At 71.8% G+C, this 14,274-nt stretch carries 13 protein-coding genes; 6 read left to right on the forward strand and 7 right to left on the reverse strand.

Features of this window, described 5'->3' with window-relative positions; translation table 11 throughout:
- Window positions 1-69 precede the first annotated feature (69 nt).
- Genes LNK82_RS01710 through LNK82_RS01725 form a run of 4 tightly spaced genes read left to right on the forward strand, consistent with a single transcriptional unit; the run spans window position 70 to window position 3,679 of the window.
- Window positions 70-1,104, forward strand: coding sequence for an ABC transporter ATP-binding protein (locus tag LNK82_RS01710; RefSeq protein WP_230565093.1), 1,035 nt, complete (start codon window positions 70-72; stop codon window positions 1,102-1,104).
- 56 nt (window positions 1,105-1,160) lie between these two features.
- Window positions 1,161-1,910: an ABC transporter permease gene (locus LNK82_RS01715; RefSeq protein ID WP_230565094.1), complete on the forward strand. Its 750-nt coding sequence runs from the start codon at window positions 1,161-1,163 to the stop codon at window positions 1,908-1,910.
- A gap of 1 nt (window position 1,911) precedes the next feature.
- Window positions 1,912-2,751 carry an ABC transporter permease gene (locus LNK82_RS01720; RefSeq protein WP_230565095.1) on the forward strand — a complete coding sequence of 280 codons (840 nt, stop codon included), beginning with the start codon at window positions 1,912-1,914 and terminating at the stop codon, window positions 2,749-2,751.
- Window positions 2,752-2,800: 49 nt separating this feature from the next.
- Complete coding sequence (locus tag LNK82_RS01725) at window positions 2,801-3,679, forward strand: phosphotransferase enzyme family protein (protein ID WP_230565096.1); 879 nt, start codon at window positions 2,801-2,803, stop codon at window positions 3,677-3,679.
- Window positions 3,680-3,681: 2 nt separating this feature from the next.
- Here LNK82_RS01725 and LNK82_RS01730 read toward each other — a convergent pair whose 3' ends face one another.
- Window positions 3,682-4,656 (reverse strand): glycosyltransferase family 9 protein, encoded by a 975-nt coding sequence (locus LNK82_RS01730; protein WP_230565097.1) that lies wholly within the window; start codon window positions 4,654-4,656, stop codon window positions 3,682-3,684.
- A gap of 248 nt (window positions 4,657-4,904) precedes the next feature.
- On the opposite strand from LNK82_RS01730, the gene LNK82_RS01735 reads away from it, so the two are divergent.
- Window positions 4,905-6,911 carry a carbamoyltransferase family protein gene (locus LNK82_RS01735; RefSeq protein ID WP_230565098.1) on the forward strand — a complete coding sequence of 669 codons (2,007 nt, stop codon included), beginning with the start codon at window positions 4,905-4,907 and terminating at the stop codon, window positions 6,909-6,911.
- Window positions 6,912-6,966: 55 nt separating this feature from the next.
- Here the strand turns inward: LNK82_RS01735 and LNK82_RS01740 are convergent, their stop codons facing one another.
- The 5 genes from LNK82_RS01740 to surE all read right to left on the reverse strand — a co-directional run bounded on the left by LNK82_RS01740 (window position 6,967) and on the right by surE (window position 11,552).
- Entirely contained in the window at window positions 6,967-7,671 is a 705-nt protein-coding gene (locus LNK82_RS01740) for a PIG-L deacetylase family protein (RefSeq protein ID WP_230565099.1), read from the reverse strand.
- 92 nt (window positions 7,672-7,763) lie between these two features.
- Window positions 7,764-8,789, reverse strand: a complete 1,026-nt coding sequence (locus tag LNK82_RS01745) for a Gfo/Idh/MocA family oxidoreductase (RefSeq protein WP_230565100.1) — start codon at window positions 8,787-8,789, stop codon at window positions 7,764-7,766.
- Window positions 8,786-9,784 (reverse strand): NAD-dependent epimerase/dehydratase family protein, encoded by a 999-nt coding sequence (locus tag LNK82_RS01750; protein ID WP_230565101.1) that lies wholly within the window; start codon window positions 9,782-9,784, stop codon window positions 8,786-8,788. Before LNK82_RS01750 ends, LNK82_RS01745 begins: the two co-directional genes overlap by 4 nt.
- Before the next feature lie 80 nt (window positions 9,785-9,864).
- On the reverse strand, window positions 9,865-10,758 hold the full coding sequence (locus LNK82_RS01755) for a phosphotransferase family protein (protein WP_230565102.1): 894 nt from the start codon (window positions 10,756-10,758) through the stop codon (window positions 9,865-9,867).
- The gene (surE, locus tag LNK82_RS01760; RefSeq protein WP_230565103.1) at window positions 10,755-11,552 is read right to left on the reverse strand and encodes a 5'/3'-nucleotidase SurE; all 798 of its coding nucleotides are present in this window, start codon (window positions 11,550-11,552) and stop codon (window positions 10,755-10,757) included. The genes LNK82_RS01755 and surE overlap by 4 nt, the downstream gene beginning before the upstream one ends.
- 159 nt (window positions 11,553-11,711) lie before the next feature.
- Between surE and LNK82_RS01765 the strand changes: the two genes are divergently transcribed.
- Window positions 11,712-12,968, forward strand: a complete 1,257-nt coding sequence (locus LNK82_RS01765; protein ID WP_230565104.1) for an aminotransferase class III-fold pyridoxal phosphate-dependent enzyme — start codon at window positions 11,712-11,714, stop codon at window positions 12,966-12,968.
- 51 nt (window positions 12,969-13,019) lie between these two features.
- Here LNK82_RS01765 and LNK82_RS01770 read toward each other — a convergent pair whose 3' ends face one another.
- Entirely contained in the window at window positions 13,020-14,246 is a 1,227-nt protein-coding gene (locus tag LNK82_RS01770; protein ID WP_230565105.1) for a glycosyltransferase, read from the reverse strand.
- Window positions 14,247-14,274: the final 28 nt, after the last annotated feature.

A 14,274-nucleotide genomic window follows, 5' to 3' on the forward strand; every position in this document is an offset into this window, starting at 1 on the left:
TAGACACGGATCCCGGTGGTGGACCCACGTCGATCGTCCCGCGCAACGCCGATCCACTTGGAGTTCGCAGTGAGCCCGATCCCCGCAGGCAGTTCCGATCCCGTCGTCGAGGCACGAGACCTCAGCCGCGCCTACCGCGTGGTGCGGCGGGATCCCGGTGTGGCCGGCGCGCTGCGTTCGCTCGTGCGTCCGCGTCGGGAGGAGCGGACGGCCGTGGACCGGGTCAGCTTCGCCATCGAGCGCGGCGAGCTGGTCGGTCTGCTCGGCCCGAACGGCGCGGGCAAGTCGACCCTCATCAAGATGATGACCGGGATCCTCGTGCCGAGCTCCGGATCGCTGGTGGTCAACGGCCGGGTTCCGCACCGCGACCGCATCCGCCACGCCGCGGGCATCGGGGTCGTGTTCGGGCAGCGGACCCAGCTGTGGTGGGACCTGCCGGTTCGTGACTCGTTCGACGTGCTGCACGACATCCACCGCATCCCTGGGGAGGTCTTCCGGCGCAGGCTCGCCGAGTTCGACGACCTGCTCGCGCTGTCGACGTTCTGGGACACCCCGGCGCGCCACCTGTCGCTGGGCCAGCGGGTGCGCTCCGACCTCGCCGCGGCGCTGCTGCACGCACCGCCGATCGTCTTCCTCGACGAGCCGACCATCGGCATGGACGTGGTGGTCAAGGAACAGGTGCGCGGCTTCCTGAACCACGTCGTGCGAGAGCTGGGCCGGACCGTGGTGCTGACCACCCACGACATGGGCGACGTCCAGCGGTTGTGCCGGCGACTGCTGTTGATCAACGGCGGCAGGCTCGTCTTCGACGGTGGCGTCGAGGAGCTCGAGCGGCGCACCGGCGCGACGCGCGACCTCTGCGTGGTCTTCACCCGCCCCACCCGCGCTCCCGCGCTGCCCGGTTGCGCCCTGGTCGAGCAGAGCGGGGCCGAGGCTCGCTACCGACTGGCCGGCGACGCCGAGCCGGAGCGGGTGCTCAGGGTGCTCACCGCGGCCGCGCCGGTCGCCGACTGCTCGTTCCGCAAGCGCAGCCTCGAAGAGCTGATGCGCGATGTGTACCAGGGAACATCGGAGCTGGTCGCGGCGGACCGGCGGGCATCGTGACGGCGGGCGGCTTTCGAACCGGGAGTCCGTGGCGGCTGCTCAGGCTGGGACCGGCGGTGGAGCTCGCCGACCGCGGCAGGCTCTACGCGACCGCGTTCGGCATCACGGTGCAGATCTTCCTGTACTGGGTGCTGTGGACGACTCTCTACGGCACAGGGTCCGGGATCCAGGGCGGAATGACGCTGGAGCAGGCGGTGTCGTACTCCGCGCTCGGCGTGCTGATCAGCCGAACCCGCGTGCTGACCAGGGATTCCGTCTACCGCGCGGTCACCGACGGCGCGATCGTGTACTGGTTCACCCGTCCGATGGCTCCCGGCCGGTACTTCTTCCTGCGCTCGGCGGGAGAAGCCCTCTACGGCAGCGCCCTCGCGCTCGTCGGCGCGGTGGCGTGCGGGTTCCTGGGCCTGGTCACCGCGCCGTCATCGCCCGCGGTGCTCGTGGTCACGCTGATCAGCCTGGTGCTCGGCCAGGTCGTGCAGTACTACCTGACCCTCCTCGTCGAGGTGTCGTGCTTCTGGTTCACCACGAACCGCGGGCTCAGGAGCCTCAACACCTTCGTGCAGGACCTCTGCTCGGGCGCCATCGTGCCCATCTGGTTCTTCCCGCCCTGGTTCATCGGCGTCAACCAGCTGCTCCCGTTCCAGGCCACGCTCAACCTGCCCGTCTCGGTCCACATCGGACGCATCACGCCCGCGGAGACCACGACGATCCTGCTGGTCCAGGCGGGGTGGGGCGTGCTGCTGGCACTGCTGTCGCGGGTGCTGTGGCACGCGGCGTCCCGACGGCTCGTCATCTCGGGAGGCTGACGTGGTCGACGACGTGTGGACGCCCGCCCCACCGACCCCGCGCAACCCCCTCAGGTTGATCTCGCGGCTGACCCGGGCCAACCTGCGCGTGCGGCTGCGCTTCCGGATGGACCTGTTGCTGTCCTTCCTCTACGCCGCGCTGTTCCAGTTGAGCGCGTTGACGTTCGCGGTCGTCGTGTTGCAGCAGTTCAACTCGCTGGGCGGCTGGACGGCGCCGGAGGTGATGCTGGTGGCCGCCCTGCGGGTGCTGAGCCACAGCGTCCACCTCTTCCTGTTCAAGAACCTGTCGCGGGTGCCGGAGATGGTGCGGATCGGCGAGTTCGACGTGGTGCTGCACCGGCCGGTCTCCCCGTTGCTCCAAGTGCTGTTGCGGGAGTTCCACGTCTCCGTGTTCGGCGATCTCGCGGTCGCGATCGTGCTGTTCACCACGGCGCTGCGGTTGCTCGACATCCAGTGGACGGTGCCGCTGCTGCTGTTCCTGGTGGCGGCGGTGATCGGCGCCGCCTTGTTGGAGGGTGCGATCCAGCTCGTCATGGCGTCGTTCGCGTTCCGGACCGAGGCGTCGGACATCCTGATGACCTGGACGGACAACCTGATCACCGCGTTCGCCAACTACCCCATCGGCATCTTCCCGATGCTGCTGCGGCTCGGTTTCATGACGGTCTTCCCGATCGCCTTCATCGCGTTCTTCCCCGCGTCGGTCATCCTCGGACGTGCGGGTGACGGACCGGCGCCCGCGTTCGTCGCCCACGCGGTACCCTTGATCGACTTGATTGCCTTCGCCGCGGCGTGCTGGTGGTGGCTCCACAGCGTGCGCGGCTACCAGAGCAAGGGCGGCTGACGGGCGTGCGCCCCGGTGCCCGAGGACAGGCAGGAGGGACACCCCCGGTATGGCGGACGTCGACGAACAGGTCCACGAGGTCGTCGAACTGGTGCGGCGCGAGCGCGGTCTGACGCTGGCGCTGGTCGGCAGGTTCGCCAAGGGCGACGAAGGCGCCTACGAGGTGACCGGGCCGGACGGCGCCCGGTTGGTGCTCAAGTGGTTGCCCTGGGGGCGGGAAGCCCGGCACGCCGAGGAGCACGTGGAGCCCGCGCTGGCGCGGCTGCGGGCGGCGGGCTGCCCGATTCCGCGGCAGGTCGCCGCCGGGCGGGTGGGCGAGTTGTGGTTCGAGCTGCAGGAGTACGTGGCGGGCAGCCCGGTCGAGCACGTCGACGGCGTCACGCTGGAGCAGTTGATCGCGGTGGTCGACCACGAGCGGGGCGCGGGTTCGAGGACCGGTGGGGACTGGTGGGACCTCGTCCTGGGCGGGCTGGTCGAGGACCGTTCGCCACTGTGCCGGCCTTCGGCGCTGGTGGGGTGCGAGCCGCCGGTTGCCGAGCTGCTGTCCCGCCTGCGCACGTCGGCCGCCGCGGCGCCGCTGCCCGAGCGGACGCCGGACGACCTGGTCCACTTCGACTTCGGGCCTGCCAACGTGCTCGTCGACGGCGGTCGGGTGACGGCGGTGCTGGACTGGCAGTCGTGCCGCACCGGTGACGCCTCCTACGACCTGATGACCGTCGACTGGGACCTGGCGGCCTGGCCGAAGGCCGAGCCGGGGGTCCGGGACCGGCTGGCGGAGGAGATCCTCCGCACGACCGACCGCGGCGCGCCGGCCGTCTACGCGGCGCACTGCGTGTTGCGCAACCTCACCTGGGCGAGCGGGACCGAGTGGTCCGAGCACGTCGTGACCACCGGCCACGAGTTCCTGGACCGCTGGGCCGGCGCCTGAGCTCACCGGGCGGGTGAGCCCGCGAGCACACCGTCCAGCTCGGTCAGGACCTCGTCGACGGTGATGCGCGCCAGTCCGGGGTCCACCTCGTCGGCGAAGGCGTCCCCGGTGACGCCGTGCCACAGCACCCGGTGACGGGGCTCCCGTGCGGGCGGACCCCACACCGCGGGCGCCGACGGGCCGAACAGCAGGACGGACGGAGTTCCCAGTGCCGTCGCCAGGTGCGCGGGACCCGAGTCGGGCGCGACGACGGCGACCGCCGCCGCGACGACGGCGACGAGGTCGAGCACGTCACCGGTCTCGCCGGCGAGCACCGCGCCGTCGTCCACGCCTGCCTGCCGGGCGATCTCCCGCGCCTGCGCCACCTCTTCCGCGCCGTGGCCGGTGATGACCGGCCGGTGGCCGTTGCGCCGCAACCAGCGCGTCACCTCCACCCACCGCTCCAGTGGCCACCGACGCGCGCCGTACGCGGCTCCTGGTGCCACGAGCACCGCGCCCACCGCCAGTTCGGGAGGTCGACGGTCCGGCGCCGGGAGGCGGAACCGGCTGGGATCGGCGGGAATCCCGGACTCGCTGAGCATCCGGCACCACTTGGCCATCTCGTGCTCACCGGGCCGCCACGCCGGGCCCGCCACCCCTGCCTCGGCGTTGCCGAAGGCGATGTGCCGTGCGGCGGGAAACCCGCTCAGCAGCATCCGGTGGCTGCCCGGTCCACGTCCCTGGAGGTTGACCACCACCGCGGCCTCCTCGATCGGCGGACGTGTGAACGGTGTGCACGTGATCGTGTGGCGCCGGGTGTCGACGACCTCGTCGACGGCCCCGGTCAGCTCCGCCAGCGGCGCCCACACGGCCGGGGTGACGAGCACCCGGTGGTGGTCGGGAAAGCTGTCGGCCAGCGCCCGCAGCGCGGGCACGACCACGAGCAGGTCCCCGAGGCCGTACGGCCGGTAGGCGAGCAGCACCGGTTGGCGCGGCATGGCGATCCCCGATTCGGTCGGCAGGTGAGGGCCGGTTTCCGCCCGTGCCCGTCACGGCATTATGGGCGAGCCGCCCGCGGTCGCGAAAGGTACCGCCAATGGACGTCGTACACGGTTGCGGCGCTATTTCCACTGCTGCACGATGGACCGTGCCCGGTGTTGCTTCCCCCTTTCCGTTTCGGTCGGGACGTGTGCGCTGCCTGCCGTCGCCGGTCCGGGCACCGCCGAACAGAGGAGAGTTCGCCACGATGCTCGTTCTCGGTCTGAGCTGCTGCTTCGGGGATCTGGAACATGACTTCATCCCTGGTCTGCCGACGTGGTTCTACCACGATTCCGCCGCCGCGCTCGTCCGCGACGGCGTGCTGCTGGCGGCAGTCGAGGAAGAGCGGCTCAATCGCATAAAACACACCAACAAGTTCAGCAGGCGGGCCGCGCGCGCCTGCCTCGACCACGCGGGCGTCACATTCGAGGAAGTCGATCTGATCGCGTTCTTCTTCTGCGAGGACCACACCGACCGGGAACTGGGCGTGCAATACGTCGAACACCCCGAAGTGCCGGTCCGCTGGTGCCGTTCGCTGATCGTCGAGCAGCTCGGCGCGGAGTTCGGCGCGACCGTCGACCCGGAGCGCGTCGTCTTCGTCAAGCACCACCTCGCGCACGCGCGGTCGGTCTTCCACCACGCCGGGTTCGACGAGTCGCTGGTGGCGGTCGTCGACGGCAACGGGGAGGACGAGTCGCTCACCTTCTTCCACGGCCAGGGGCACGAGCTGCGGGCACTGCACTCGCTGCCCGTCGCCAAGTCGATGGGACACCTGTACCTGCAGTCCGTGGAGCTGTTGGGCTACAAGCGGTTCGACGAGTACAAGGTGATGGGGCTCGCCCCTTACGGCGACCCTTCGAAGTACCTGCCGGTGTTCGGCCGGCTCTACGAGCTGCTGCCCGACGGCGGGTACGAGTTCGACTGGCGCCGCCTGCAGCGGCACTTCCTCGACGCCGGTTTCGTGCCTCGCCGCAAGGGCGAGCCGTTCGACCAGCGCCACCGCGACTTCGCCGCGGCGTTGCAGCAGACGTTGGAGACGATCGTGCTGCACGTCGTCCGGCATTGGCGCGAGACGACCGGGCTGCGGCGGCTGTGCGTGGCCGGCGGGGTCGGCCACAACAGCACGCTCAACGGGCGTCTGCTCTCCTCCGGACTGTTCGACGAGGTCTTCGTCGACCCGGCCGCGCACGACTCGGGCGCCGCGGTCGGGGCGGCGTTCGAGGTCGCCCGGCGGCACTCGCCGCGAACGTTCAGCCCCGAGCCTCTCCGCACCGCCTACCTGGGGCCGGAAGCGGTGCCCGGCGGCGACGCGGTGAAGGGGTTGGAGCGCTGGTCGGCGCTGGTGGAGTTCGAGCAGGTCGACGACATCGCGGCCACCGCGGCCGAGCTGCTCGCGAGCGGTTCGGTGATCGGGTGGGTCCAGGGGCGCTCCGAGTTCGGGCCGCGCGCCTTGGGCAACCGGAGCATCCTCGCCGATCCGCGGCCGAGGTCCAACCAGGACCGCGTGAACGAGATGGTCAAGCTGAGGGAGTCCTACCGGCCGTTCGCACCGGCCGTGCTCACCGAGCGCGCGGCCGACTACTTCGACCTGCCGGAGACCAGGGCGCGGTTGGACTTCATGTCCTACGTCGTCAGGGTGCGCCCGGAGGTCAGGGACGAGCTGGGCGCGGTGACCCACGTCGACGGGACGGCACGCGTGCAGACCGTGCGGCGTGCGGACAACGAGCGCTTCTGGGACCTGATCCACGGCTTCGGTGAGCTGACCGGCGTGCCCGTGGTGCTCAACACCTCGTTCAACAACCACGCCGAGCCGATCGTGCAGACCCTCGACGACGCGGTGCGCTGCTTCCTGACGACCGGGTTGGACGCCCTCGTGATCGACTCCGTCGTGGTGCGCCGCAAGCCGGACGACTGGCGCGCGTTCCTCGGGCTGCGGGTCGTGCTCGCGCCGACCGCGTCGGTGATCAGCCGTCACGACGCCGGTCCCGCCGGCCACCGTGCCCGGCACGAGGTGCGGTTCACCTACACCGGCGGCAAGACCAAGCCGATCACCGCCGAGGTGGCCGAGTTCCTGCGCCACGCCGAACCGCCCACGCCGGGCGGGTTCGTGGCGGACGGCGCCGTGGCGGACGACGGGCGCGAACTCGTCGCCCGGCTGCGTGAGCTGTGGCAGGACCGGTTCGTCGACATCGTGCCCGACGACGACCTGCGCTGACCGCGAAGCTGACCGCGACCGCGGGTGGGACCCGGGAAACGGGTCCCACCCGCCGTCAGCCCTCGTTGGGATCGGTCAGGCGGAGGATCTTGAACGCCTCACCGTGCCCGAACCCGAGCCCGGCCGCCTGCCTGGCGAGCTTGCCGGTGATCCGCGCCCGGAACGCAGCGGTGTCCGATTCCTCGGTCCCGGGGTGGATCCCCATGGAGTTGCGGTACTGGCTGCGGTGCGCGAGCAGCGCCGCCAGCTTCGCGTCGAGGTGGTCGTCCACGTCCTCGACGTGGTCGGGCTCGTCGGCGTCCCACAGCAACATCGCCTCCGCCCGGTGCGGAGGCAGCCGCATCTCGGGGAAGTAGGTGTGGTCCGCCGCCGCGACCAGCGCGTCCGTCAGCAGGAACCCGGCTTCCCGGTGGTCGGTCTGGATCAGGTACCGCCGCCACGGGTCGTGCCCGAGCAGCACGGTCGGCCGGCACAGGCGGATCCAGTGGGTCAGCTGCCAGCGCTGGCGCAGCCCGGCGGTCAGCTCGCCGTCCAGCCAGCCCAGGAAACCGACGTTGTCCGCTTTCCCTCCCAGCGCCACCATGGCGTCCCGCTGTTCGGCCTGGCGGCGCGAGGCCAGCTCCAGGGGATCCGAGGCCGGGTCCCAGGTGCCCTTGGACCCGTCGGTGCAGATGACCGTGTGGATCTCGCTTCCCGCGGCCGCCCACTTGGCCAGCGTGCCGCCGGCGCCGTACTCGACGTCGTCCGGGTGCGCGCCCACGGCCAGCACCCTGGCGGGTGCCGGGAGTCCGTGCGACGGTCGACCGGGGGTTGTGCTCTGGTGGGGCATGGTCCTCCTGTCCGGTTCGAGGGTCAGCCGATGGCCGCGCGCCAGCGGTGCAGCGCGGCGACGTTGCCGAGGGTGTCGTCGAGCGAGACGACCGGCGACTGCGTGCGTCCCGTGGCGAGGCACTCGGCCACGTGGTCGGCCTCGCCCGCGAACAGCGGCAGGTCCGCCACGGCCGGGATCACCTCGCTGCCCCCGGCCGTGAGCAGCCGCACGGCGCCGCTGTCCGCCGGCTGGTCGGCGGTCAGCACGTCCGCGGGTCGACCACCGGACCAGGGATCCGTGACGACGAGCGCGCCCGCGGTCCCTTCGACCCGCAGCCCCCGTTCGGCGGGCGCGGTCAGACCGGTGCTCAGCTGGGCGACGACACCGGTCGGGAAGCGCAGCAGCGCGGACGCCGACTCGTCGACCCCGGTGGGGCCGATGTGCCCCGCCGCGGCGAGCAGGTCGGGCTCCGCGTGCGACCGTCCCTCGACCGCACCCGCGATCAGCCGCGCCACCGACATCGGGTAGCACCCGAGGTCGTGGATCGCGCCGCCGCCGAGCGCCGGGTCGAACAACCGGTGGCCGGGGTCGCGGGCGGCGTCGATGGTGAACGACGCGCGGATCAGCCGCAGTTCGCCGAGCACGCCCTTGGCGACCAGATCGGCGACGAGCCGGGTTTGCGGGTGGAGCCGGTACATGAACCCCTCCATGAGGAAGGTGCCCGACCGGGTGGCCGCCGCCACCATCGCCCGTGCTTCGTCGGGGTCCACCGCGAGCGGCTTCTCGCACAGCACCGCTTTGCCCGCCTCGATCGCCCGCAGCACCCACCGCCCGTGCTCGGTGTGCGGAACGGCGACGTGGACGGCGTCGACGTCCGGGTCGGCCAGCAGCTCTTCGGGGGTGCGGTGCGCGACGGGCACGCCGAACTCCGCGGCGAACCGAGCCGTCCGCGTGGGATCACGTCCGGCCACGGCGTGCGGACGGCTCGCCTCGGCCCTGGCCAGGTCCGAGGCGAACAGCGTCGCGGCGTACCCGGTGCCGATGATCCCCCAGCGGAGCCGGGTCACGGCGTCACCTGGTCGGTGGCGTGGACGAGGCCCGCCGTCCTCGTCTTCTCGGCGACGACGTCGGCGAGGATCTCCGAGAGCGTGCGGCTGGGCCGCCACCCGGTGAGGGCGGTGAGCCGGGTGGTGTCCGGAACTCTCCTGCGCATGTCCTCGAAGCCCACCGGGTACGCCTCGTCATACGGGACCAGGCGGACTGCCGACGAACTGCCCGCCGCCCGGACCACCTCCCTGGCCAGGTCCAGGATGCTGATCTCGTGCTGGGAGCCGACGTTGAAGACCTCCCCGACCGCACCGGGACTGTCCAGCAGCAGCAGGAAGGCGTCGACCACGTCGGCGACGTGCGCGAAGCACCGGGTCTGCTTCCCGTCGCCGTGCACGGTCAGCGGGTCGCCGCGCAACGCCTGGTCGACCAGGCTCGGGATCACCATGCCGTAGGAACCGCTCTGCCGGGGGCCGACGGTGTTGAACAACCGCACCGTGACCGTCTCCAGGCCGCGCTCGCGGTGGTAGGCGGCGGCGAGGATCTCGTCGACCGCCTTGGCCGTGCTGTACGCCCACCGCGCCACCGTCGGGCTGCCCAGCACGCGGTCGGCGTCCTCGGACAGCGGGAGGTCGCCGTTCTTGCCGTAGATCTCCGAGGTGCTGACCACCACGACCTTGCGCCGGTAGCGGTGGGCGGCCTCGATGACGATCTCCGAACCGCGGATGTTCGTGGTGAACGAGTGCAGCGGCTGCTCGATGATCAGCCGCACGCCGACCGCCGCCGCGAGGTGCACCACCACGTCGCACCGGTGGACCAGCTCGTCGACGACCAACTCGTCGAGCACCGACCCGCGCACGAACTCGAAGCGCGGATCGCGTGCCGCCGCGTCGAGGTTGACCGCGCGGCCGGTCGACAGGTTGTCCAGCACGGTGACCTGGTCGCCGCGCGCCAGCAGCGCGTCGACCAGGTGCGAGCCGATGAAGCCCGCGCCACCGGTGATCAGGTACCGCAATGGCCCGCTACCGGCCGATGACGCAGTCGTTCGACTGTCTGGTGCCATGCTCCACCTCTTCGGAAGGCCGGGGTGATGTTTCAGGTGCGCGCCGCCCGGGCGACGGCGCGCGCGACGAACGACTCGTAGAGGTCCGGTCGGTCGGGAGCCTCCTCGGAGATCGGGGCCCAGCCCACGGCCGCCGCGATGTCCCAGTAGGGGTCGTACTCCGAGTTGTCCCCGGACACCGCCCGGTAGGCGTCCAGGAACCGCTCGGCGACGTCCGGACCGACCGTGCACAGGTTTTCCCGGCAGTGGCCGATGTCCGCGTGCGGGTGTCCCGTGCTCGTGTTCGCCCAGTCCACGACGCCTTGGACGGCGTTGTCGTGCCAGAGCACGTTGCCGGGGTGGTAGTCCCGGTGGATGAACGAGCTGCCCTGCGGCACGGGTCCGGTGTGGATGGCGATCGCCCGCTCCCACATGGCGGGGTCCTTCGCCCAGAACGGCGGGCGCAGCCGCACGTCCGCGAAGTACGGGCGGTAAGGGCGCAGGGCGCTGTTCACCGGTGTGCTGTGGATGTCGGGTAGCGGTTCGGCGAGCCCGCGCAGGTAGTCGGCGAGCTCGGTGGCCGGCGGCGGCTTGCGCGGCCGGCCCGGCAACAGCGTCATCAACACGGCGGGCACGTCGCACTCGTCCCCCGTGACGTCGGCGGCGACGAGTCGGGGCGCCGGCACGGATCCGCCGTCGAGCAACCGGAGCGCGTTGGTCTCGTAGCCGGGCGGATCGCCCTCCGAGGCCAAGTACTCCGGCCGGACGTAACGCCGCAGCACCAGCCGGATCACCGCACCGGACGCGGTGCGTGCGGTCAAGGCGTGCACCGCTGACGTGCTTCCGGCCAGCGGTCGCACGTCGAGCACGTCCGATCCACGTCCGACCGCCTTGCGCACCCAGTCCAGCGCGCGTGCCGGCGGGGCGTCGGTGAGCTCCGGCTTCACGACGCCTCCACAACCGCTGCCCGGGGATCCGTGAAGTCGGCGGGAACGAGCGACCTCGCCAGGCGCAGTGCCGTGACGGTGACGTGCCCGGCGGCCAGCAACGCGGCGTCGGTCGGTTGTCCGCCCGGCGGTGGGTCGACGCCGGGGCGCATGTCGAGCAGCGCGACGCCCTCGTGGTCGACCAGGTCGAGCACGGCCACAGGAGCGATCGCGGTGTCCCGCACCGCGCGCAGCCGGTCCGACGGCACATCCGGCACGTTGACGTTGAGCACCAACGGCTCGTCCAGCGACAGCAGGGTCGGCACGAAGTCGACGACCACCCCGACCGCGGTGCCCCAGTGCCGGCGCCGGACTTCCTTGTTCGGGTCCACACCGAGGTGCCAGTGGCCGTCCAGGCTCACCGCCAGCGCCGGGACTCCCCCGATGGCCGCGGTCAGCGCGGCGCCCACGGTGCCGGAGTGGAGCAGGCCGACACCGATGTTCGGACCGCTGTTGATCCCGGAGAACACCACGTCCGGACGCGGTCCGCAGACGCCGGTCAGGGCGACCAGCACGGCCAGCGCGGGAGGACCGGCGACGGCGTAGGCCGGGACCCCGGACACGCCGGGCAGTTCGACCACTCGTGGGCGGAGATCACCGGTGCGAGTGCCCGGGTTGATCGCCGTGCCCGCGCCGCTCCAGTCCGTGGCCGGAGCGACGACGACCACGTCGTCGAACTCCGCGGCCAGCGCGTCGGCGAGGGCGTGCAGGCCAGGTGCCGCCACGCCGTCGTCGTTCGTGATCAGTGCGCGCATGGATCCCCGTTCCTGGGCTCGTCGACATCGGGCGAGTGCCGGTGGGAACGCGGGCTCGACCTGGTCCGCGCGGCGTCCCGCTCCTCGATCGACTATTCAGAACACCGCGCCGCCGCTGCAATAGTTCACCCGGATCGGCAAGCGAACCGAGGAGGCGCCGTGGACCTGATCAGTCGTCAGCCAACCGTGGAGTGGGCGGGTGTCACCGATTCGAGGCGGATGCTGGCCCGTGCCGAACGCGTGGACGCCGGCTTCACCGGCAGGCCGGGCGTGCTGGGGCGCGACTTCGCCGAACCCGTGTACCCGGTCTTCGCCCGGCGGGCGCGCGGCGCGCGGGTGTGGGACGTCGACGGCAACGAGTACCTGGACTTCATCCTGGGGTTCGGCAGCGTGGTGCTCGGCCACGCCGACCCCCGCGTGGAGTCGGCCGTCAAGTCCGAACTGGCCGACGGCCTCGCCCGCAGCCTGCACACCCCGACCCAGCTGCGGCTGGCCGAGCTGCTCGTCGAGACGGCGCCCGGCGCCGAGATGGTGTCGCTGCACCGCACCGGGTCCGACGCGACCGCCGTCGCGGTCCGGCTCGCGCGGGCGGCGACCGGGCGTGCGCACGTGCTGCGCTGGGGCTACAACGGGTGGCACGAGTGGTGCGCGCCGCGGACCAACGGGCTCGTCCCCGGTGCCGCCGACCACGTCGAAACGTTCGTGTACAACGACATCGCCGGGCTGCGCCGCCGGGTCGCGGAGATCGGTGACGCCCTGGCGTGCGTGGTGATGATGCCCTACGAGATCGAGGAACCCGCCCCGGGCTACCTCGCCGCGGTCGCGGAGCTGACGCGGTCCCGCGGCGCGCTGTTCATCCTGGACGAGGTGCGCTCCGGGTTCCGGATCGCGCCAGGTGGCGCGCAAGAGCACTTCGGCGTCCGTGCGGACCTCGTCGCCTACAGCAAGGCCATGGGCAACGGGTACGCGGTGTCCGCAGTGGCCGGTCGCCGCGACATCATGGTCCACTCCAGGCGGATCTCCAGTTCGTCCACTTTCTACCGCAGCTCCGACGCGATGGCGGCGGCGGTGGCGACGATCGACGTGGTGCGCACCGGCGAGACGTCCGCGGTGCTGTGGGAGCTCGGCCGCCGGCTCCAGGCGGGCATCGCCGCGGCAGCCGCCGACTGCCGGATCCCGGCACGGCCGATCGGCTTGGCCCCCACGCCGTGGCTCGAGTTCCACTACGAGGACGATGGGATCAACCAGGTTGCGTCCCAGGCGTTCTACGCCACGACGCTGCGCGAAGGGTTGCTGCTGCACCCGAGCCACCACTGGTTCGTCTGCGAAGCGATGCGGGAGCGGGACATCGACCAGGCGGTGGCGGCGATCCACGCCGGTTTCTCCGCTGCTGCCGCTGCTGTTCGACAGCTGTGACACGACGAGGCCGTGCGGGGCCGAACCGCGCCGCACGGCCTCGTCGGTGGCTCAGCCCGCACTCGCGCAGAGCTGCCCGTCCTCGGCCTTCGTCCGCACGCGGTCGAGCATCGCCAGCCACCCGTCCCGCAGCAACCGCGACGCCTGCCCCCAGCCGGGCAGCGACCGCACCGCCTCCCTGGTCGCGGCCTCCAGCGACCGCCGCTGCTCCTCCGAGCGCAACAGGCGGACCGTGCCGTCGATCGTGCCCTGGTCGTCCTCGGCCACGACCATCGCCGCCCGCGCCTCGTCCGGCAGGCCCTGCGCGCCGATGGGCGTCGTGACGACCGCGCACCCCGCCGCCAGCGCCTCCAGGATCTTCACCTTCACCCCGCCCCCGATCCGCAGCGGGGCCAGGAACACGTCGGCCGCGGCCAGGTGCGGCCCGACGGACTCCACCGGGCCGGTGACGGTGATGCCGGGACGGCGCGACGCGGCGGCGACCAGCCAGCCGGGCGGATTGGCGCCCGTGAGGACGAGGTTCGCCTCGGGCACCCTGGACAGGATCGCGGGCCAGATCCGGTCGCAGAGCACCCTCGCGGCGTCCGCGCTCGGCTCGTAGCCGAAGTTGGCCAGGTACAGCACTCGCGGGCCGGGCCCGAGCCGCGGGAGCGGGTCCGCCACGTGCACCTCCCGACGGACGTGGTCGGCGCCGTCGGGCGTCCACCGCACCACCGCGTCGGGCAGCCGTGCCTTGATGTGGAGGAGGTCGTCAAGGCTCACGGCGCCACACGCGTCCGCCTGGGACCACGCGGTTTCCTCCACCCGGCGGTCCGACGGCGAGGGCTCGGCGGCGGCGAGCAGGCAGCGCTGCTCCTCCAGCAGGTACTCCACGTTCTGCGTGCCGAGGAACACCGGCACCCCGCAGTCCCGAGGGACGTGTTGCATCAGGTAGTAGCCCTCCACGTGCACCACGTCGAAGTCCGTCGCGGCCAGCTCCGCCGCGATCAGCGCGCGCATGCCCGGGCAGCGGTGCCTGCGCACCTTCTCCGGTGCGGTGTCGGAGTCGACGGGCCGCGAGGCGGGCAGGATCGAGACCGAGGCGCAGTGCCTGACCGCCTCGGCCTCGTGCGCGCGGTCCTGCTCGTAGGTCTTCGACACCACGAACAGGTGCACGTCGACGTGCTCGGCGAGCTGTCTGATCAGCTCGGCGTCGCGCAGCCGTCCACCGCTGTGCGCCGGGAACGGCAGATGACAGGTCAGGTACAGCACTCGAAGCCGCTCTCGGCGCCAGGCCATCGTCCCTCCTCTGTGGAAATCGGTGTCC

Origin of the sequence: Saccharothrix luteola (assembly GCF_020859565.1) — a bacterium.
Taxonomy (GTDB): domain Bacteria; phylum Actinomycetota; class Actinomycetes; order Mycobacteriales; family Pseudonocardiaceae; genus Actinosynnema; species Actinosynnema luteola.